18 protein-coding genes and 1 pseudogene are annotated in these 20,052 nt (G+C 47.5%); 9 read left to right on the top strand and 10 right to left on the bottom strand.

Annotated features, from left to right (window positions below):
- The 3 genes from FC814_RS23185 to gadW all read left to right on the top strand — a co-directional run.
- Positions 1-125, top strand: a 125-nt coding sequence (locus FC814_RS23185) for a hypothetical protein (RefSeq protein WP_250190263.1), incomplete at its 5' end; no start/stop codon positions are given.
- A gap of 368 nt (positions 126-493) precedes the next feature.
- Positions 494-1,294: a DNA-binding transcriptional regulator GadX gene (gene gadX / locus FC814_RS13835; protein ID WP_105290302.1), complete on the top strand. Its 801-nt coding sequence runs from the start codon at positions 494-496 to the stop codon at positions 1,292-1,294.
- A gap of 382 nt (positions 1,295-1,676) precedes the next feature.
- Entirely contained in the window at positions 1,677-2,405 is a 729-nt protein-coding gene (gene gadW / locus FC814_RS13840; protein ID WP_000951545.1) for an acid resistance transcriptional activator GadW, read from the top strand.
- A 364-nt stretch (positions 2,406-2,769) separates the two neighbouring features.
- Here gadW and mdtF read toward each other — a convergent pair whose 3' ends face one another.
- Together mdtF and mdtE are read right to left on the bottom strand one after the other, a co-directional pair.
- Positions 2,770-5,883 carry a multidrug efflux pump RND permease MdtF gene (gene mdtF / locus FC814_RS13845; RefSeq protein WP_000024839.1) on the bottom strand — a complete coding sequence of 1,038 codons (3,114 nt, stop codon included), beginning with the start codon at positions 5,881-5,883 and terminating at the stop codon, positions 2,770-2,772.
- 24 nt (positions 5,884-5,907) lie between these two features.
- Positions 5,908-7,017 carry a multidrug transporter subunit MdtE gene (mdtE, locus tag FC814_RS13850; protein ID WP_367643732.1) on the bottom strand — a complete coding sequence of 370 codons (1,110 nt, stop codon included), beginning with the start codon at positions 7,015-7,017 and terminating at the stop codon, positions 5,908-5,910.
- 107 nt (positions 7,018-7,124) lie between these two features.
- Here mdtE and FC814_RS23525 point away from each other — a divergent pair.
- Positions 7,125-7,391, top strand: a pseudogene (locus FC814_RS23525) (hypothetical protein).
- A gap of 37 nt (positions 7,392-7,428) precedes the next feature.
- Here FC814_RS23525 and gadE read toward each other — a convergent pair.
- On the bottom strand, positions 7,429-7,956 hold the full coding sequence (gene gadE / locus FC814_RS13860) for an acid resistance transcriptional activator GadE (RefSeq protein WP_000576683.1): 528 nt from the start codon (positions 7,954-7,956) through the stop codon (positions 7,429-7,431).
- 732 nt (positions 7,957-8,688) lie between these two features.
- Positions 8,689-9,258: an acid-resistance protein HdeD gene (gene hdeD, locus FC814_RS13865; protein WP_000965661.1), complete on the bottom strand. Its 570-nt coding sequence runs from the start codon at positions 9,256-9,258 to the stop codon at positions 8,689-8,691.
- A 254-nt stretch (positions 9,259-9,512) separates the two neighbouring features.
- On the opposite strand from hdeD, the gene hdeA reads away from it, so the two are divergent.
- From hdeA to FC814_RS13880, 3 genes are all read left to right on the top strand, one after another.
- Entirely contained in the window at positions 9,513-9,845 is a 333-nt protein-coding gene (hdeA, locus tag FC814_RS13870) for an acid-activated periplasmic chaperone HdeA (protein ID WP_137326061.1), read from the top strand.
- 116 nt (positions 9,846-9,961) lie between these two features.
- The gene (hdeB, locus tag FC814_RS13875; RefSeq protein WP_016158878.1) at positions 9,962-10,288 is read left to right on the top strand and encodes an acid-activated periplasmic chaperone HdeB; all 327 of its coding nucleotides are present in this window, start codon (positions 9,962-9,964) and stop codon (positions 10,286-10,288) included.
- Between the two features lie 63 nt (positions 10,289-10,351).
- Positions 10,352-10,999 (top strand): MgtC/SapB family protein, encoded by a 648-nt coding sequence (locus tag FC814_RS13880; protein ID WP_024165148.1) that lies wholly within the window; start codon positions 10,352-10,354, stop codon positions 10,997-10,999.
- 52 nt (positions 11,000-11,051) lie between these two features.
- On the opposite strand, the gene FC814_RS13885 is transcribed toward FC814_RS13880, so the two are convergent.
- The 6 genes from FC814_RS13885 to shuT are packed head-to-tail and all read right to left on the bottom strand — an operon-like array spanning position 11,052 to position 16,273.
- Positions 11,052-11,822: a heme ABC transporter ATP-binding protein gene (locus FC814_RS13885; RefSeq protein WP_000622313.1), complete on the bottom strand. Its 771-nt coding sequence runs from the start codon at positions 11,820-11,822 to the stop codon at positions 11,052-11,054.
- The gene (gene shuU, locus FC814_RS13890; RefSeq protein ID WP_000910410.1) at positions 11,819-12,811 is read right to left on the bottom strand and encodes a heme ABC transporter permease ShuU/ChuU; all 993 of its coding nucleotides are present in this window, start codon (positions 12,809-12,811) and stop codon (positions 11,819-11,821) included. Before shuU ends, FC814_RS13885 begins: the two co-directional genes overlap by 4 nt.
- A gap of 51 nt (positions 12,812-12,862) precedes the next feature.
- Positions 12,863-13,486 (bottom strand): anaerobilin reductase, encoded by a 624-nt coding sequence (chuY, locus tag FC814_RS13895; protein ID WP_137326062.1) that lies wholly within the window; start codon positions 13,484-13,486, stop codon positions 12,863-12,865.
- Complete coding sequence (gene hutX / locus FC814_RS13900; protein WP_000020032.1) at positions 13,486-13,980, bottom strand: heme utilization cystosolic carrier protein HutX; 495 nt, start codon at positions 13,978-13,980, stop codon at positions 13,486-13,488. The genes chuY and hutX overlap by 1 nt, the downstream gene beginning before the upstream one ends.
- Before the next feature lie 12 nt (positions 13,981-13,992).
- Complete coding sequence (hutW, locus tag FC814_RS13905) at positions 13,993-15,330, bottom strand: heme anaerobic degradation radical SAM methyltransferase ChuW/HutW (protein WP_137326063.1); 1,338 nt, start codon at positions 15,328-15,330, stop codon at positions 13,993-13,995.
- Positions 15,331-15,349: 19 nt separating this feature from the next.
- Positions 15,350-16,273 (bottom strand): heme ABC transporter substrate-binding protein ShuT, encoded by a 924-nt coding sequence (shuT, locus tag FC814_RS13910; RefSeq protein WP_024165147.1) that lies wholly within the window; start codon positions 16,271-16,273, stop codon positions 15,350-15,352.
- Positions 16,274-17,048: 775 nt separating this feature from the next.
- On the opposite strand from shuT, the gene chuA reads away from it, so the two are divergent.
- Positions 17,049-18,938 carry a TonB-dependent heme/hemoglobin receptor ChuA/ShuA gene (gene chuA, locus FC814_RS13915; RefSeq protein WP_307723224.1) on the top strand — a complete coding sequence of 630 codons (1,890 nt, stop codon included), beginning with the start codon at positions 17,049-17,051 and terminating at the stop codon, positions 18,936-18,938.
- Positions 18,939-18,986: 48 nt separating this feature from the next.
- Complete coding sequence (gene chuS / locus FC814_RS13920; RefSeq protein WP_085461366.1) at positions 18,987-20,015, top strand: hematinate-forming heme oxygenase ChuS; 1,029 nt, start codon at positions 18,987-18,989, stop codon at positions 20,013-20,015.
- The last annotated feature ends 37 nt before the right edge of the window (positions 20,016-20,052 follow it).

A 20,052-nucleotide genomic window follows, 5' to 3' on the forward strand; every position in this document is an offset into this window, starting at 1 on the left:
GTCGTGGTTTCGAAATGGACTTCGCTGAACTGTTGCTGGAAGACTACAAAGCCTCCCTGAAATATCTCAGCGATCACTCGAAACTGCAGGGTATTGCCCAGCAGAACAGCTTTAAACATACCTGATAACAGGATGTTATAAGGAATCTCAGCCCCGGCTAGCAAGCCGGGGCTGAGAGTTCGACCAGAATATAACCCGGAAATATTGGTTTATATTCATATTGTTATTAAGTTGTATAATGTATGAATGTTTATAAATTATAATGATATAAGTGAAATATCACCTTAAGATATTATTCGCCTGGTATTCATTATCTTGCATTTTTATCTATTCATTTTTTGTATTATAAACACCATAATTCTGCGTAATTTATTCCACTCATTATCATTTTTCTCACCGCTTCGTTTAAATTTATATGCCAGTAAATTTGACTTAGATATAATGCGTGCTACATTAATAAACAGTAATATGTTTATGTTATATTAAGTCAACTATGCAATCACAACATGGCACTTGTCTCATTGCGTACGCAAGACATAAATATATTCTCACCATGGCTGATGGTGAATATCGCTATTTTAATGGCGGTGATTTGGTCTGCGCGGATGCAAATCATGTTTTAGTTTCTAATTCCTTAGAAAATATAGTATTTGTCACGAAGGAAACGCTTTCATTATTCCTCCAGATTCTCAAGGAGGAGGCGTTAAATTTTCATGCTCATAAAAAAGTACCTTCGTTAATTATTCACCACTGTGCCAGAGAAATTCCATTTTTTCAGGAAGTTATGCAACTCTCGCAGCAAACTAATCTCCGCTATGGTGAGGTATTGCGCAAAAGAGCATTAATATTTGCATTATTGTCCGTTTTTCTTGAGGATGAGCAGTTTATACCGCTACTGGTGAACATATTACATCCCAATACGCGCACGCGAGTTTGTACAGTTATCAACAATAATATTGCTCATCAATGGACATTATCACAGATCGCCAACGAGTTACTGATGAGTCAGAGTCTGTTAAAGAAAAAATTGCGTGAAGAAGATACGTCTTATTCACAACTGCTCACCGCATGTAGAATGCAGCGTGCATTACAACTTGTTGTAATGCCTGGTATTCCAATAAAACGCGTGGCAATGTCCTGTGGCTATAACAGCATGTCATATTTTATTTACGTTTTTCGAAATTATTATGGGATGACACCCACAGAGTATCAGGAACAAATAGCACAAGGAAAGTTCAATGGCGACTCAATGACAAGACTTGTTACAGAAGAAAATTTTAGAGTTCGGCTGTAAGAATAAGATTACAACGTCTGCCCGAACATAAAAAAAACCCGGCATAGGGGACCGGGAAGAGGATAGTCTGCCGTCTCCAGACTAATAAACCGTTATAACACTCCCTGTTGGCACGGGAAACTTTTGTGCTCTCAGTAAGTTAAATATAACGTTTGCTGGAGATAAGATCAGCCAAATTTTTATAAACATAGGCTATACGATTTTTAAAAATATATTATTATTGTATTTACTTATTTCTAATTAACTGTTATGCAAATTTGCGTAATAGGTAAAGTATGATCCTACTAAATATGGCAGTTTTAGTCCTGAAGAACAGTCAGGCATCATTTCATCAGTATACTGAAATTGAAATAATCGCAGTAATGGAATATAAGGGATAGTCATGGCTCATGTTTGCTCGGTGATCCTCGCCTGCCGTTCGTTTGATATTTATCATGAACAACAAAAAATATCGTTGAACAAAGCGAGTATTCTACTACTGGAGAAAAATTTGGCAGACGATTTTTCGTTTTGTTCACATGATACGCGACGTTTGGATATCGATGAGCTGACGGTTTGTCATTACTTACAAAATATTCGTCAGGCACCACATAATTTGGGGCTACATAACAAAAATCGTTTATTAATTAACCCAGAACCGCCAATGCCTCTGGTGATAGCGATTTTTGATAGTTTTGCTAAATCCGCTGTAAATTCTCCTATATTGAGCAATATGCTCTATCTTTCCTGCTTATCAATGTTTTCTCATAAGAAAGAGCTTATCCCTTTACTTTTTAACAGTATCAGCACTGTATCGGGGAAAGTTGAACGTATTATTAGCTTTGATATAGCCAGGCGTTGGTATCTGCGTGATATCGCAGAAACAATGTATACCAGTGAGAGCTTAATCAAAAAAAAGTTGCAGGAAGAAAATACTTGCTTCAGTAAAATATTACTCGCCTCGAGGATGTCGATGGCCAGAAGACTACTTGAGTTACGGCAAGTTCCTCTACATACCATTGCTGAAAAATGTGGGTATAGCAGTACGTCGTACTTTATAAATACATTTCGACAATATTATGGCGTCACACCACATCAGTTTGCACAGCATTCGCCGGGAACCTTCTCCTGATTGCATATCTCATTTGGGTATTGGTCAGGATCTCATACTCGCTGCATGTAAAAATCTTTCCTGATTATCTCTGCCGGAACCAACGGCAAGTTCTCTTTGGCAGTTCGCAAACGGGTATTAGTATTTTCAGGAGGAAAAGACGCGGCATGTTTGGGATTATTAAGCTAACAATTCATATAATTACGGGAATGCTGGTCTGTATTGTGCTGTTCAAATTGATGACCAATGGCTGGAGTGGTTTCTACTTTCACTGCTGTTTGTTAAGTCTGGTATTCCTCACGATTAGCTGGTTGTTGAGTAGTGAGTGGTTGCGAGGAAAGAGTAAGGCTGAACGCTCATGTTCAACCTTACTCTCATTCATACGTTACGCTTTTTTAAAGCGGGCAAAGAGATGTTCCACAACGACAAAAAAGACGGGAACGAAGTAAATTGCCAGCACAGTTGCTGCAAACATCCCCCCCATAACGCCTGTACCTACCGCGTTTTGTGCGCCGGAACCTGCGCCATGACTGATAACCAGCGGCAGTACGCCGAGAATAAAGGCCAGAGAGGTCATGAGGATTGGGCGTAAACGCATCCGCGCCGCTTCGATAATCGCTTCTACCGGTGTTTTGCCTTCTTTCTGCATCATCTCAACCGCAAATTCGACGATCAGGATGGCGTTCTTGGCGGAAAGCCCGATAGTGGTCAGCAACCCGACCTGGAAGTAGACGTCATTGCTTAAGCCGCGCAGGTCAGTTGCCAGTAATGCACCAATGACACCCAACGGTACAACTAACATCACCGAGAACGGAATTGACCAGCTTTCATACAGCGCGGCGAGGGCGAGGAACACCACGACCAGTGAAATGGCATACAGTGCGGGTGCCTGGTTGGATGATAACGCTTCCTGATATGACAACCCGGTCCAGGAGTAGCCGACGCCCGCCGGAAGTTTAGCGACCAGATCCGCCATAAATTTCATTGCGTCACCGGTACTTTTCCCTGCAGCGGCTTCCCCTAAAATCTCCATCGACGGAATGCCGTTGTAACGTTCCAGTCGCGGCGAACCGTAGGTCCATTCTGTTGAAGAATAGGCAGAAAGCGGCGCCATCGTGCCAGAGGCGTTGCGTACATACCATTGGTTGATGTTGTCCGGCAGCATACGGAACGGCGTTCCTGCCTGGACATACACTTTTTTCACACGCCCCTGATTGAGGAAGTCATTGACGTAGCTACTGCCGAAGGCGGTAGAGAGGGTCTGGTTGATATCAGACAGTTCCACGCCCATCGCTTCGGCTTTCGCGGCGTTGACGTTCACTTTGAACATCGGTGTATCTTCCAGGCCGTTCGGGCGAACCGCTGTTACCTGATCGGGTGATTGTGCTGCCAGCGACAACAACTCGTTTCTCGCCTGGGTCAGCTTTTCGTGCCCCAGGTTGCCGTTGTCCAGTAGTTCCATATCAAAACCTGATGCTGTACCCAGCTCCGCTACCGCAGGTAAGTTGAACGGGAAAATCATCGCTTTATTGATACTGCTCAGAGCCACCATTGCCCGCTGAATGATTGCGGTCACTGAGTTTTCCTCGCCGACACGTTCAGACCACGGCTTGAGGCTGATAAACGCCAGACCGTTGTTTTGCCCCTGACCGCTGAAGCCAAAGCCGCCAACGGTAAACACCGACTGGACATTATTTTTCTCTTTTGTCAGATAGTAATCTGTCACCTGTTGCAGCACTTTCGTGGTGTTAACCATGGTGGAACCTGACGGTAACTGCGCGGTGGTCATAAAGACCCCCTGATCCTCTTCCGGTAAGAAAGAGGTCGGTGTACGCAGGAACAGCACCGCCATCCCCGCACAAATCAGCAGGTAAACCACCATGTAACGACCAGTGCAACGCAGCAGTGAGCGGGTGCTGTCGGTATAGTGCTGAGTCGATTTTTCAAACAGATGGTTGAAGCGTTCGAACAAGGCGTTCGGTTTGTGACCACCTTCCGGTGCGGCTTTCAGAATGGTGGCGCAAAGTGCTGGGGTCAGGCTCATCGCCACAAACACCGAAAGCAACATGGATGAAATCAGCGTAATGGAGAACTGGCGATAAATTTCCCCGGTCGCGCCGCTCATAAAGGCCATTGGCATAAACACGGCGGACAGAACAACGGCAATCCCGACCAACGCACGCTGGATTTGCCCCATCGATTTATGCGTCGCTTCCTGCGGCGGCAGTTTATCTTCCGCTATCACGCGCTCGACGTTTTCCACCACCACGATGGCGTCATCTACCAGAAGCCCTATAGCTAACACCATCCCGAACATGGTGAGGGTGTTGATGGTAAAACCGACCGCCGACAAAATCGCGAACGTACCGAGAATAACCACCGGCACGGCGATAGTCGGGATAATCGTAGCGCGAATGTTTTGTAAAAACAGGTACATGACCAGGAAGACGAGGATGATCGCCTCAACCAGCGTTTTGAAAACTTCCTGAATTGAAATTTGGATAAACGGTGTGGTGTCGTAAGGATAAACCGTCTTCAGGCTGGCGGGGAAATAGGCTGATAAGCGGTTGAGTTCTGCTTTTACTGCCCGCGAGGTATCGAGCGCGTTTGCCCCGGTAGCCAGTTTGATGGCGATACCGGCAGCAGGTTTGCCGTTATAGCGCGCCACGGTGGAATAATCTTCCGCCCCCAGCTCGACGCGAGCAACGTCGCGCAGCAATACTTGCGAACCATCTTGCTGAACTTTTAGCAGGATTTTGCCAAATTCTTCCGGCGTTTGTAGACGCGTCTGCACAATGATTGAGGCGTTCAGTTGCTGGTCTGCCGCCTGTGGCATCCCCCCCAGTTGACCGCCGGAAATCTGGTTGTTTTGTACTTTGATTTGGGAAATAACATCAGAAGGAACGAGATTGTATTTATTGAGTTTTTGCGGATCCAGCCAGATACGCATGGCGTACTCTGAACCAAAGAGCTGTACGCTACCGACGCCTGCGGTACGGCTTAGAGGGTCTTTAATATTAGACGCCACATAGTCCGCGATGTCGTACTGGTTGAGGCTGCCGTTATCAGAGATAAACGCCGCCACCATCAGGATATTGCTGCTCGATTTATTGACGCTAATTCCTTGTTGCTGTACCGCTTCGGGGAGCGATGGCATGGCGAGTTGCAGTTTATTTTGTACCTGAACCTGCGCGATATCGGGCGATGTTCCCGTCTCAAAGGTCAGGGTGATGGATGCATTACCTGCTGCATCGCTGGTTGATGACATATACATCAGGCCATCAAGCCCATTCATATTTTGCTCAATCACCTGAGTGACCGAGTCTTCTACTGTTTGCGCATCAGCGCCCGGATAGGTGGCGCTGACGGTGATGGTTGGCGGTGCAATCTGCGGATATTGCGCAACCGGTAAGTTCATGATCGCCAGACCGCCTGCGAGCATCAAAATAATGGCAAGTACCCAGGCAAAAACCGGGCGATCAATAAAATAGTTAGCCATGAAAGTCCCCTTAAGCCTGCAACGTTATTGTTTCGATTCGGTGCTGGCGTTTTCCTGGCTGGAGGAAATTGCGCGTGCTTTGATACCCGGATGTATGCGTTGCAAACCGGAAACGATCACCCGATCGCCAGCTTGCAAACCAGAGGTAACAACCCACTGATTTCCGATAGCTTTGGTAGCGTTAATTTCGCGTAACTGCACGACATCGTCTTTATCCAGAATGAGTGCCGTCGCTTTACCCTGAGCGTTGTGAGTAACGCCTTCCTGCGGCACCAGTAACACATTCTGGCGACTACCTTCATCCACTAACGCTGTGACGTACATGCCTGGCAGTAAGTCACCATTTGGATTGGGGAAGATCGCGCGCAACGTGACGGAACCCGTGGTTTCATCTACTGTCGGGTCGGAAAATTTCAGCGTGCCGGTCTGGCTGTAACGTTTGCCATTTTCCAGATTAAGCTGCACAGGCGTACTGCCCTGAACCTGCTTGATCTGCCCACTGGCGACCTCTTCTTTCATGCGCAAAAAATCCTGCACCGACTGCGTGAGATCGACATAAATCGGATCCAGACGCTGCACAGTGACCAGGGAATCAGCTTGATTAGCAGTAACTAATGCGCCGACGGTTACCGACGATTTTCCGCTGACGCCCGTAATCGGCGAGGTGACATTCGCGTATTGCAGATTGATCGTCGCCTGCTCAACAGCCGCTTTGGCGACGGTGACATTGGCTTCTGCCTCATTCAGTTGGGTGCGCGCGGTGTCGTAATCCTGACGGCTAACGTAGTTGGTCTTCAGCAACAATGCCTGGCGGTTAAAGGTGATGCGGGCATTGCTGGCGGTGGAGAGAGCTTTCGCCAGCGAACCTTTGGCAGAGTTCAGCTCTGCCTGTAAGGGTGCAGGATCAATCTGATACAGCGAGTCGCCCTGGTTAACTTTATCGCCTTCGATAAAGTTGCGTTTAATGATAATGCCGCCCACCTGGGGACGTATCTCAGCAACTTCATAAGGAACTGTTCTGCCGGGCAGTTCGCTCATCACATTGACCGAACCGGGAGAGAGTGTCACCACACCCACTTCAGGTGTCATGGCGGCGGCATTTTCCGTCGATTTGTCATCGCAGGCGGTGAGTATCGCGCCGCAGAATAACAACGGTATTAACAGTATTGTTTTTCTGTTCATTTTAGTCCCTGAAAACTCGTGAGAAATAACGGTTCTTTGAATTACGCGTGGGGTGAGGTATGAGGGATTTACAGACCAGCGGCATAATGCAAGTCATGAGGTTGTAAGCCAGCGAGGAAGCATGTAGGCAGAGTGACCAATATTGTGACGTTAATGGCAAAAAAAATGTTGCCGTTCTGCCGACAGTCTCTGTCTGCATCCGGGCAACGAAGGTTTCTACTGGTGGATACATAAACCAGGGGAATAAGTTCGTTTTCGCTTCTCCTTGGGTTATCACCGGGAGTAATGGAGTCAGCATTTGCATCCCTCGTCATGCCAGCCATTAATTTCAGACAATTATCGCTGGGTCACATCGGCTCCTTATTAAAAATAAGAAGAAATTCCCAGAGTCACGATGTCGCTCATACGTCTCAGTTTCAGCTTGTACATGATATTGAATTTCTGGATCTTTAACGTTTGCTGCGAAATATTCAGTGTTGATGTGATATTACTTTCATTTTTGTTTTTCAGAATCAGTTGCATAATTTTGAATTGATTATGCGAGAAACATAATTGAGAATTCTTATGGGGTAAGTGTTTTCCATAAGTAATATCAATCAGGTTTTTAATACTTTCTTTGCGGCTGATAAAATAAATAGGCGACTGACTTTTCAGTTTACTGATGTGATAAGGTGCCAGAACAATGATTCTTTCGGCATCTAATTTCTCAAGAAACTTAATAGCTTCTTCATCAAGGATATGATTATGATAGGTATCAATGATCACCTTGAATGGTTTGTTGCCTATGCTTTTGAGCTCTGACAGGGAATTGATTTTTATCATTTCGTGATTATCTTTCAACTGCAAAAAGCCCTGTAAAAGAAAAGAATCCTTCGTCATGAGAAAAATCATAACTTGCTCCTTAGCCGTTATCGTTTCGAACATGTTGTCCCTTTCATTATTTACATCCATGTCCGAATATGGTGTTCAATATAGTAAACGCCTATAAGAACCTTGCCCTTCGTGAACTAATACGTCTATTAACACTAATCAAAACTTCAGATTTAGCCATCATCTGGTCCATATATTGATCCTAGGTAAGATTCCTGGTTGTTATTGATTTGTAATTAATAAACAAAACATTAACATGCTGCGGACTTCTACCCAAGAATAAGTTATAAATAATCCATTTGTGATCTCTGAAGAATATTACTAAAGTTAAAGTGTAATCCGATTTAAATATTGAGTCTCCTTGTTTCTATTTAAGCTGGCAATTGGATTGCCAGCTTTCTTTTAGCGCATTGATAGTGAAAAAATAAACTCTGGAATATTTGTTTATCTACCCATAGCATCGATGTTTATGGAACCTTCAGTTCACTTTCTCACAGCACTTCTAAAACATTAAACCTGACAACGAAAAATATCAGCCATGATAATGTTTGAAATGGCTAATTCGCCGTAAAATAAATAAAAAAAACAAAAATTTCAGATAGTTGATTTAATCGCTGTGCGCGATTTATTTCAATGATAGTACGTGTTTTATCAAGGTAGCCATGCGGTGGTGTAGGTGTTAGCTGCCTCATAATCATTGTGCGTAACTATGAGGCAGGCTAAAAAATAGAGCGGAGATACGTCGGCTAGTTATTATTTTTTAACGAACAAACTAGCAAAACTGAACAGGCTGGCGGCGCTAAATATGAGTTCGATCCCTACCAGCGTAGATACCAATGTCACAGAAACCATCGGTGTTGCGCCAAGGAATATCCAGGCAATGACGATATCCAGCACACCAATAACGAGTTGTAGCCAGCTACCTTTCATTGAACGCTGACGATACCAGCTCATCAGGCGAATAACCCCTGCGACGCAGAACAGACCCGCAATAAACGCTGCAATGGCGAAAATCCCTAGTTCCGGTGCGCGGATAAAGAAATAGCCGATCAATAAATAGGCTACAGCCACGAGGAACCCCGATAATACAGGCCAGAAATTATGACTGCGGTTGCTGAATAATCCAACAATAAGTGCGATACCCGAGCAGATTAATAATACGCCAACTACCGTGCTTAGAATATCACCAGAAACAAACGGGAAACTGATACACAGTAAACCGACGATGAATAGCAGTACAGCAATAAACTGGATCGCTCTACGATGCTTCTTAAGCATATCCAGATCAAACTTCAAAATTGTTGCCTTATCTATATATAACATAGAACCACCCTATAAATTTAAGAAGGAAAACCCCTGCTATCAATCTATGCCAAAAATGCATCTGAGAATGCAGTTGATTTAATAAAAATTTCCTAATTACCGTGCGTGATGACCATGTAACCTATTGTATTAGAATAAAAATATCTGATTTTGATATTTTGTCTCAACATGACATACCCAGAAAACCAGGTTATAACCTCAATGTCGAAATTGATTCGTGACGGCTCTTTCACTTTATAGTTGAGGATATTACGATGAAAAAAGTATTAGGCGTTATTCTTGGTGGTCTGCTTCTTCTGCCAGTAGTGAGCAATGCAGCGGATGCACAAAAAGCAGCTGATAACAAAAAACCGGTCAACTCCTGGACCTGTGAAGATTTCCTGGCTGTGGACGAATCCTTCCAGCCAACTGCAGTTGGTTTTGCTGAAGCACTGAACAACAAAGATAAACTAGAAGATGCGGTTTTAGATGTTCAGGGTATTGCAACCGTAACCCCAGCTATCGTTCAGGCTTGTACTCAGGATAAAAAAGCCAGCTTTAAAGATAAAGTTAAAGGCGAATGGGACAAAATTAAGAAAGATATGTAATTACGGGAATGCGTTACATCGTATTTCCTTAAATATTGAACAGGCCGGAATATCTTGTTTATAAAGCAGGTAATCCTCCTGTTCATATATCAATTATTTATTGAATGGGTTGTAAAATGAATATTGCATCTCTACGTAAAGCCATTGTTTTCGTTGGCGCTGTAGCGGCACTGTCACTGGTTAATGCGCAATCTGCGCTGGCGGCTAATGAATCTGCTAAAGATATGACTTGTCAGGAATTTATTGACCTGAATCCGAAAGCGATGACACCTGTTGCATGGTGGATGCTGCATGAAGAAACGGTTTATAAAGGTGGTGATACTGTAACCTTAAATGAAACCGACCTGACTCAGATTCCTAAAGTGATTGAATATTGTAAGAAAAATCCGCAGAAAAATTTGTATACCTTTAAAGATAAATTGGCAAATGTCCTGCCGAATTAACAGGAATAAAGCAAAAAGGAGTAGCAAGCCGAGCCATCTTGCTGCTCCTTTTTGCGTTTTTATATGACTACCGAATTTATTATTCGTTTGATCCTGACCGCAATTGCTTGTGGTGCTATTGGCATGGAAAGGCAAATGCGCGGCAAGGGGGCTGGTTTACGTACCCATGTCTTGATTGGTATGGGCAGCGCGCTGTTCATGATTGTGTCGAAATATGGTTTTGCTGATGTGCTGGCGTTGGATCATGTCGGTCTTGATCCCAGCCGTATTGCCGCCCAGGTCGTCACTGGCGTCGGATTTATCGGTGCGGGGAACATCCTCGTTCGCAATCAAAATATTGTCGGTTTAACGACCGCTGCGGATATTTGGGTAACGGCAGCCATCGGTATGGTGATTGGTAGCGGCATGTATGAACTGGGGATTTACGGTTCCGTGATGACCTTGCTGGTGCTGGAAGTCTTCCATCAATTAACCTTCCGCCTGATGAACAAAAATTACCATTTACAGCTGACGTTAGTGAACGGTAATACGGTATCAATGCTCGACTGGTTTAAGCAGCAAAAAATAAAAACAGATTTAGTTTCGTTGCAGGAAAATGAAGATCATGAAGTGGTTTCCATTGATATCCAGCTTCATGCCACGACATCGATAGAAGAGCTGTTGCGATTATTAAAAGGCATGGCAGGGGTGAAAGGCGTTTCAATTAGCTAATCTGTATCGTTATTTATTCGGCAGGAGTACCAGAGCGGTACTCCTGTTGGTTTTAATGATCGAGGACGATCAGTGGTGAATGGTTAGCCGGATCTTTTAGCACGGTAATATCCGCGCCATAGAGCATTGTCAGCGCCTGCTGTGTCAATACGTCCTGCGGTTTGCCATTTGCAACAACCTTTCCTTTTTGCATCAAAACAACACGGTCAGCATAACGGGCTGCAAGATTAAGATCGTGCAATACGCAGCAGACGTTAAATTGCCGTTCGCGAACCAACTGGCGTAATAAACGAAACAGATGTTGTTGATGGTGAATATCCAGCGCCGACGTTGGTTCATCAAGGAATAACCATTTCGGTGAGGGGACTGGTTCCCAGAGTTGCACCAGCAGGCGAGCCAATTGCACACGCTGTTGTTCACCGCCGGATAATTGCCGGTAGTCGCGGTTAGCGAGTGCCTGACAGTCGCATAACGCCATAATCTGCACCGTTTCACCGCTCTGATTGCCGGTACGATGTGGATGCCGCCCCATCTGGATCACTTCCTTTACGCTGAATGGAAACGCCATGTGGCTATTTTGACGCATCACGGCCCGGTGTTTCGCTAGTTCGGTGATTGACCATTCATTTAATGGCTTATTAAACAACCGGCATTCGCCGCTATCTGGTTGAAGATAGCCGGTTAGCTGGCGAAGCAACGTGGATTTTCCCGCGCCATTAGGGCCGAGAATGGCAACAATTTCTCCGCCGGGAAAAGTCAGCGAGACATTGTCAGTCAGACGTCGTCCCTGAAGGCTATAAACCAGGTTCTGGGCGCTGATCATGTGATCCTCCGGTTGCGCAGAATCAACCACATAAAATAAGGGCCGCCAAGCAGGCTGGTTAATAATCCCACGGGCATTTCTGCTGGCTGTACTAGCGTGCGGGCAAGTGTGTCTGCCATCAGCAATAAACAGGCGCCGGCGAGGGCGGAACAAGGGATTAACCAGCGGTGATTTGCCCCGGTCGTCATGCGAATCAGATGTGGGATCACCAGGCCTATAAAACCGATAATTCCGCTTACCGATACGGCAGCGCCAACAAGCAGTGAGCTAATCAACAGTAATTGCTGGCGTTTACGTTTAACGTTCACGCCGAGGTAGTGGGCTTCTTCATCACCAAGTTGCAGCAAATTTAGCGTTCCGGCGAGACAGGTTGTCGCGATAATGGCTGGCAGAATGAATGAACTGGCGACCAATAACGTCGGCCATTGCGCCTGTCCAAGATTGCCCATCATCCACAGTGTGAGTTGTCGTAGCTGCTGTTCATCGCCGATATAGCTCAGTACGCCAATCGCCGCACCGCACAGGGCGTTGATGGCGATCCCGGCCAGTAACAATTGCATCATGCTGCCATCGCGATGGCGCTGCGTGATGAGAAAAATGATGGTGCAGACCACTAAACTACCGGCGATGGCAAATACCATTTGCTCATAGAGCACCAGCATCACCGGGAAGGAAAAGGGCAGCACAATAGCCACGCCAACCATTAATGCCGAACCGCTACTGACGCCGAGTAATCCAGGGTCAGCCATGGGGTTGCGAAAAAGCCCCTGCATAATCACCCCGGCGGTTGCCAACGCTGCGCCTACCAGCACTGCCAGTAAAACGCGAGGCAGGCGAATATTCAGCCAGATATCGCGGTATTCCTCATCAAAAAGGGCATCAAAACTGATCTTTAACGCTCCCTGACTGGCGCCGAACAGCACCAGGGCAAGCAATAAGAGTGATAGCCCCATAAAGACACTGGCGGAAGACAATGAATCCTTGAGCACGCAAAACTCCATTACGACATTACGGCGCGGATATTCCGCGCCGGGAGGGGATTACGCCGGTTTCAGATCTGGTTCAATCAGACTGTAGATCTGCTTGTTGAGTGTCGGCTGACTGGCCAGTTCAGCAATATGTGTAGCGACATCGGCACGGCGGACAAAACCATGACATTCCTGATTTTGTATCCGTAACGCTTTGCCCGTTGCTGCGCCATCAAGCAGACCGCCTGGACGGAGAATGGCGTAGTCAAGTTGGCTGGTTTGCAGCCAGCTTTCCGCCAGCGTTTTTTCCCGTACCGCCTGACCAAACGCGGCTTTGGCGCGATCTGATAAAAACGGCCAGCTATCTCCGCATCCCAAAGAGGTCACCAGAATCATGCGCTTGATACCGGCTTTTTCGGCCTCATCAATCACTGTTCTGTGCGCCAGATAATCCTGTTCGCCGCCCATTGTTGAGATGATAAGCGCATCCGGGCCAGCCGCGCGGCAAGCAGCCGCAACTACGCTGGCATCACAGGCGTCGCCTGTAAAAACCTGCACACCTTGTTGTGCCAGTTTCTTGGCTGCATCGGCATGACGAACGACAGCAACGACCGGACGTTGTTCCGCCAGCGCCAGTGCAAGCGTTCTGGCTCCAACTCCCTTTCCGCCTGCGCCAAAGAGTAGCCACGGCGTCATCAGGCATGTTCCTTCAGAGATGCCGCCAGAGCATGGAAGGCGCTGACTTGTTCGCTCAGGAGCTGACGATGGTCATCCCTGCCGAGGAAGATTTTCAGCATGGCGCTGCCTTCCTTATTGAAAAAGAGAATAGAGGCGGTGTCCATGCCCATGAATTTACGTTCGATCAAGGCAATATGTGTGCAGTTTTCTGCTTTGATATGCCCGGACATGCCGTGCTTTCCGCGTAGGTTGAAATAGCCGTGACGATGGAAACCCGAAGGCAGTTCGCCGCTAAATTCGAGGATCACATCGGCAGTATGCACCAGCGTGGTGACGTTGCCCCATTCGCAGACGGTATCCCAGACAGTATCGAATTTATCGCCTGACACGACCGTCGGAGAGGGCAGATTTTTCACTACCTCCAGCAGTGTGGTGTTGTATTGTTCGGCGATCGCTTCCAGCGTACCGTCTGGCTCCGTTTTCAAAAATTCCTGTAACGAGACATGGCTCATAAATCACTCCTGTTATGGTTTTCCACGCACAATCGCTGGCGCATTAAGTACCTGAATCAGTTCATTAAGAGACTGCAAAATATTGCTTGCCCAGAAACGACCTTCATTAGTCAGCCGCAGGCAAGTTGAAGCATCGCGGCTTAAGCCTTTTTGGTGCCACTGAGCCAGTAACGGCGCGAGTTTTTCGGCATGTGGCGTAAGTTCGTCCAGTGATACACGCGCCGTTTCAATGCCCGACTGCAAGGTATGACGCCACTGCGCGTTACGTTCGGCGTTACGCATGATCATCATCAGCGGTTTTTTGCCTGCCGCGACGGATTCATGCCAGGTCTGAAGGTTGCGTTCGTTCATCCAGGAGTAACCATTAATCGAACCGCCTGCGCCAGAACCAAAGGCCAGACAATCGGCACCCTGTTTAATCAGCAGGTTATAGAGATTACGTTCGCGTGTAGTACGACCCCAGTGGCTGTTACTGATGCAGCGCCAGCCGGCATCGTCCATGAAGTCACACCCTTGCAGATAGAGATCGCGACGTTCTGCCGGAGAGGGCACGGTAGTGCGCCCATTTTCCACGGCTTTGCCCAGCGGCGTGTTGGGCAGGACATTGAGCGCATAGAGATCAACGCCATCGAGACCGATATCGCGGGCAATAGTCAGATCTTCTCCCCAGGTTTGCGCATCCTGACCTGGCAGGCCGAATAACAGATCGCACACCACCGCAGCACGGTCGCGTTTGACCAGGCTTTCCATAAACGCAATGGCGGTCGGACCATCAGAGGTGCGTGCCATTTTTTTGCGGATGTTGCTGTTAAATGACTGAATACCAATAGAAAAGCGATTTGCTCCTGCGTCAAGGCAAGCGTCGATTCGGTCAGCGTCAAAATTCAGTACCCGGCCTTCAATGGTGATTTCACAATCGGGTGCCAGCGGTAATTTCTCTCGTAGTGTGGTGATGATTCTGGACAAATCGCGCGCAGAGAGCGCAGAAGGCGTGCCACCACCGAAATAGACTGCGTGGATGGGCGCGGACTGATGCAATACACTGTCCGCCTCCAGCTCGATTTCTCGAATCAGGGCATCGGTATAATGAGCGTACGCATCTTCGTTAAAACGATTCTGATAAAAACCACAAAACGTGCAGTGTGTCGCGCAAAAAGGAATATGCAGATAAACCAGTCGCTTACGAGGTGAAGTCGTTTGACCGATCATCTCTTGCCAGGTTTGTGCCAGTTGTTCTTTGGCGACCGGAATGGCTCCACGAAATGGCATCATGGCGCGCCTGTCTTTAAATGGCTGGTCTCCGTCTAAAGCAAAATGTGGCGTGAGATCCAGGGTGTTTTTCATGTTCATACGTCTGATTTAAATCCGTTTATTGCGGCCAAAGCTGCTGGTGTAAAGACTCAACGACATCAGCAATACGCGGGCCCATTCCCAGAATCAGGTTTTGATCAACGGTGATAATGCGCTGGTTTTTCCATGCGGCGGTGTGGGTAATTCCGGCAATAGAACGCAGCCGATTAATATCGCCATCGACCATTTGTGAGGTGACGACAATCACTTCAGGGTTAGCCGCAATCAGCGATTCCGCGCTGTAGCTTTTGTACTGCTGGTGGGTAGCGACGTTTTCTGCACCGGCAAGTGACAGAATAGCGTCTGCGACGCTGCCTTTACCGGCAACCTGTGGCGCACTGCCGCCTGCGGAGAGAATAAACATCGCTTTAACCGGGGCTTTTTTGGCCGCCACGTTTTGCTGTACTCGCTCCAGGCGTTGGTTGATCTGTGTCACCAGCGCGTCGCCTTGTTCAGGAACCTGTAACGTTTTCGCCAGTTGACGAATGTTGGCGTACATCTGCTCAAGGGTGGCAGGCACTCGCGGCAGGGTGACGACGTTGACTTTCTGCGCCCGTAGTTGGTCGAGCACAATTTGTGGCCCGGCATCCTGCCAGGTAATTACGCTATTCGGGCGAAGTGACAAAATGCCTTCGCTGCTTAGTTGTTTCCAGTAACCAATATGCGGCAGTTTGGCGGTTTCTGGTGGATAAGATGTTGTTTCATCGACACCAACCACGCGGTTACCAGCACCCATCGCGTAGATCAGTTCCGTCAGTGACCCTCCAGCAACCACGATACGTTCGGTCGCCGTTGCGCTAAAAGCCCAGCTAAGAGCCAGTACTGCCATAAACAGTTTTTTCATGGAACTTCGTTTTACCGTGGTCTTCGCGGCAGAGGCCACGGCTGAAATGCATAACGTTAGTGGGGAACAAAGACACGGCCTGGTGGTGATCCTTGGCATCATATTGAGAACTCTTATCAAATTGAGAATGATCATGATTATCATTTGAGTTATATATGAAATTCCACCACCGATTCAATACGCAAGGCGTTACAAGCGTATTTATTTTTGATTTTTATCAAGATGATTCGTCAGCTAACGTTCTTTGCAACGGCTGAATTTCGGGGCGAGAAAAAGGTGCAACTCCAGCAATGTCGCGGGTTGTAGGGCAAAAAAATAGAAAAATTATTGCAGTTAACGACAAAGATTTGTTACGGCACGGTGGGACGAATTGTGACAAGGACGCTGCGGTTGATGAGAGATAAACAGATTCTTTAACCCCCTGTTTAGTGTGTTAATAGCGGTTAAAAAAAGCTTGATCATAAAAAAATGATCGATAATAATTCTCATTATCAAGTTGGTATTTAACAAAATATGATCATATGGATAATGAAATTATAACTTTCGTGAGGGATAACGCACGGCACTCTTCACTTCAGACGTGGTGTACCACCCGGCCTGATAAGAGGGCTTGTATTTGCGCAATTGTCAGAAATACCAGGTAATTTCACGGGATATAAACGCCAATTAACTCACCTGGCTAATACTATCGCCTTGAATCGTAAATAAATTTATTTTCGCCAGCCACCCCGGTTTTTACCTAGGCAGCCAGCATTTTTTATTTTCCTCATGGAGAATCGCTATGTCACGTCCGCAATTTACCTCGTTGCGCTTGAGTTTGTTGGCTTTGGCTGTTTCCGCCAGCTTGCCGACGATTGCTTTTGCTACTGAAACCATGACTGTTACTGCAACGGGGAATGCCCGCAGTTCCTTCGAAGCGCCAATGATGGTCAGCGTTATCGACACTTCCGTCCCTGAAAACCAAACGGCCACTTCTGCCACCGATCTGCTGCGCCATGTTCCTGGGATTACTCTTGATGGTACGGGACGCACGAATGGTCAGGATGTGAATATGCGTGGTTATGACCATCGCGGTGTGTTGATCCTTGTCGATGGTGTTCGTCAGGGAACCGATACTGGACACCTGAATGGTACTTTCCTCGATCCGGCGCTGATCAAACGCGTTGAGATTGTCCGTGGTCCTTCGGCATTACTGTATGGCAGTGGCGCGCTGGGAGGGGTTATCTCCTACGATACGGTCGATGCAAAAGATTTATTGCAGGAAGGACAAAGCAGTGGTTTTCGTGTCTTTGGCACTGGCGGCACGGGAGACCATAGCCTGGGATTAGGCGCGAGCGCGTTTGGGCGAACTGAAAATCTGGATGGTATTGTGGCCTGGTCCAGCCGCGATCGTGGTGATTTACGCCAGAGCAATGGTGAAACCGCGCCGAATGACGAGGCTATCAACAACATGCTGGCGAAAGGAACCTGGAAAATTGATTCTGCCCAGGCTCTGAGCGGGTTAGTGCGTTATTACAATAACGACGCGCGTGAACCAAAAAATCCGCAGACCGTTGAGGCTTCTGATAGCAGCAACCCGATGGTTGATCGCTCAACGATTCAACGTGATGCGCAGCTTGCTTATAAACTCGCTCCGTTGGGCAACGACTGGTTAAATGCCGATGCAAAAGTTTACTGGTCGGAAGTCCGTATTAATGCGCAGAACACGGGGAGTTCCGGCGAGTATCGTGAACAGACGACAAAAGGTGCCAAACTGGAGAACCGTTCCACTCTGTTTGCCGATAGTTTTGCCTCTCACCTGCTGACATATGGCGGTGAGTATTATCGTCAGGAACAGCATCCTGGCGGTGCGACGACGGGGTTCCCGCAAGCGAAAATCGATTTCAGCTCCGGTTGGCTGCAAGATGAGATAACCTTACGCGATCTGCCGATTACCCTGCTTGGCGGAACCCGCTATGACAGTTATCGCGGTAGCAGCGACGGCTACAAAGATGTTGATGCCGACAAATGGTCATCTCGCGCGGGGATGACTATCAACCCGACTAACTGGCTGATGTTATTTGGCTCATATGCCCAGGCATTCCGCGCCCCGACGATGGGCGAAATGTATAACGATTCTAAGCACTTCTCGATTGGTCGCTTCTATACCAACTATTGGGTGCCAAACCCGAACTTACGTCCGGAAACTAACGAAACTCAGGAGTACGGTTTTGGGCTGCGTTTTGATGACCTGATGTTGTCCAATGATGCCCTGGAATTTAAAGCCAGCTACTTTGATACCAAAGCGAAGGATTACATCTCCACGACCGTCAATTTCGCGGCGGCGACGACCATGTCGTATAACGTCCCGAACGCCAAAATCTGGGGCTGGGACGTGATGACGAAATATACCACTGATCTGTTTAGCCTTGATGTGGCCTATAACCGTACCCGTGGCAAAGACACCGATACCGGTGAATATATCTCCAGCATTAACCCGGATACTGTTACCAGCACCCTGAATATTCCCATTGCCCATAGTGGCTTCTCTGTCGGTTGGGTCGGTACGTTTGCCGATCGCTCAACACATGTCAGCAGCAGTTACAGTAAACAACCGGGCTACGGCGTGAATGATTTCTACGTTAGCTATCAAGGACAGCAGGCACTCAAAGGCATGACCACCACTCTGGTACTGGGCAACGCCTTCGATAAAGAGTACTGGTCGCCGCAGGGTATCCCGCAGGATGGTCGTAACGGAAAAATTTTCGTGAGTTATCAATGGTAATCATCTGCCCCGATATTTCGGGGCGTTTATCTGGAAGGAAGAGAGACAATGAACCACTACACACGCTGGCTTGAGTTAAAAGAACAAAATCCCGGAAAGTACGCGCGTGACATCGCAGGTTTAATGAATATTAGCGAAGCAGAACTGGCATTTGCGCGCGTCACGCACGATGCGTGGCGGATGCGTGGCAATATTCGTGAAATTCTGGCAGCACTGGAAAGCGTTGGCGAAACCAAATGCATTTGCCGGAACGAATATGCTGTTCATGAGCAGATTGGTGCTTTCACGAACCAGCATTTGAACGGTCATGCCGGATTAATACTCAACCCGCGCGCGCTGGATTTACGACTGTTTCTCAATCAGTGGGACAGTGTTTTCCATATAAAAGAAACCACGACTCGCGGCGAACGCCAGAGTATTCAGTTCTTTGATCATCAGGGCGATGCGTTACTGAAAGTTTATGCCACCGATAATACCGACATGGCGGCATGGAGCGAGCTTCTGGGGCGTTTTATCGTCGAAGAGAATACGCCGCTTGAGTTAAAAGCCGTTGATGCGACTGCCGCACAAACCGACGTAGATGCCAGTGTGGTCGAGCAAGAGTGGCGGGCGATGACCGACGTTCATCAGTTTTTTACGTTGCTCAAGCGCCACAACCTGACTCGCCAGCAGGCGTTTAATCTGGTGGCAGACGATTTGGCCTGCAAAGTACCCAATAGTGCGCTGGCGCAGATACTGGAATCTGCCCAGCAAGATGGTAATGAGATCATGGTATTTGTTGGCAACCGTGGTTGCGTACAGATCTTCACCGGTGTGGTTGAAAAAGTGGTGCCGATGAAAGGCTGGCTGAATATTTTCAACCCAACGTTTACTCTTCACCTTTTAGAGGAGTGCATTGCTGAAACCTGGGTAACTCGTAAACCCGCCAGTGACGGTTATGTGACCAGTCTGGAATTGTTTGCCCATGACGGTACGCAGATTGCGCAGCTCTATGGTCAACGTACAGAAGGCGAACAGGAGCAAGCGCAATGGCGTAAACAGATTGCGGCATTGACGCAGGAAGGTGTTACTGCGTAAAGCGTAATTGTGCGGAGGTCTGGCGGTCGCCGGGCCT

The organism is Escherichia sp. MR (assembly GCF_005280595.1).
Taxonomy (GTDB): Bacteria; Pseudomonadota; Gammaproteobacteria; order Enterobacterales; family Enterobacteriaceae; genus Escherichia; species Escherichia ruysiae.

Coding starts and splice junctions, on each gene's coding strand:
- gadX (WP_105290302.1), top strand. CDS start 494: ATGCAATCACAACATGGCACTTGTCTCATTGCGTACGCAAGACATAAA.
- gadW (WP_000951545.1), top strand. CDS start 1,677: ATGGCTCATGTTTGCTCGGTGATCCTCGCCTGCCGTTCGTTTGATATT.
- mdtF (WP_000024839.1), bottom strand. CDS start 5,883: ATGGCTAACTATTTTATTGATCGCCCGGTTTTTGCCTGGGTACTTGCC.
- gadE (WP_000576683.1), bottom strand. CDS start 7,956: ATGATTTTTCTCATGACGAAGGATTCTTTTCTTTTACAGGGCTTTTTG.
- hdeD (WP_000965661.1), bottom strand. CDS start 9,258: ATGTTATATATAGATAAGGCAACAATTTTGAAGTTTGATCTGGATATG.
- hdeA (WP_137326061.1), top strand. CDS start 9,513: ATGAAAAAAGTATTAGGCGTTATTCTTGGTGGTCTGCTTCTTCTGCCA.
- hdeB (WP_016158878.1), top strand. CDS start 9,962: ATGAATATTGCATCTCTACGTAAAGCCATTGTTTTCGTTGGCGCTGTA.
- FC814_RS13880 (WP_024165148.1), top strand. CDS start 10,352: ATGACTACCGAATTTATTATTCGTTTGATCCTGACCGCAATTGCTTGT.
- FC814_RS13885 (WP_000622313.1), bottom strand. CDS start 11,822: ATGATCAGCGCCCAGAACCTGGTTTATAGCCTTCAGGGACGACGTCTG.
- chuY (WP_137326062.1), bottom strand. CDS start 13,486: ATGACGCCGTGGCTACTCTTTGGCGCAGGCGGAAAGGGAGTTGGAGCC.
- hutX (WP_000020032.1), bottom strand. CDS start 13,980: ATGAGCCATGTCTCGTTACAGGAATTTTTGAAAACGGAGCCAGACGGT.
- hutW (WP_137326063.1), bottom strand. CDS start 15,330: ATGAACATGAAAAACACCCTGGATCTCACGCCACATTTTGCTTTAGAC.
- shuT (WP_024165147.1), bottom strand. CDS start 16,273: ATGCCAAGGATCACCACCAGGCCGTGTCTTTGTTCCCCACTAACGTTA.
- chuA (WP_307723224.1), top strand. CDS start 17,049: ATGACTGTTACTGCAACGGGGAATGCCCGCAGTTCCTTCGAAGCGCCA.
- chuS (WP_085461366.1), top strand. CDS start 18,987: ATGAACCACTACACACGCTGGCTTGAGTTAAAAGAACAAAATCCCGGA.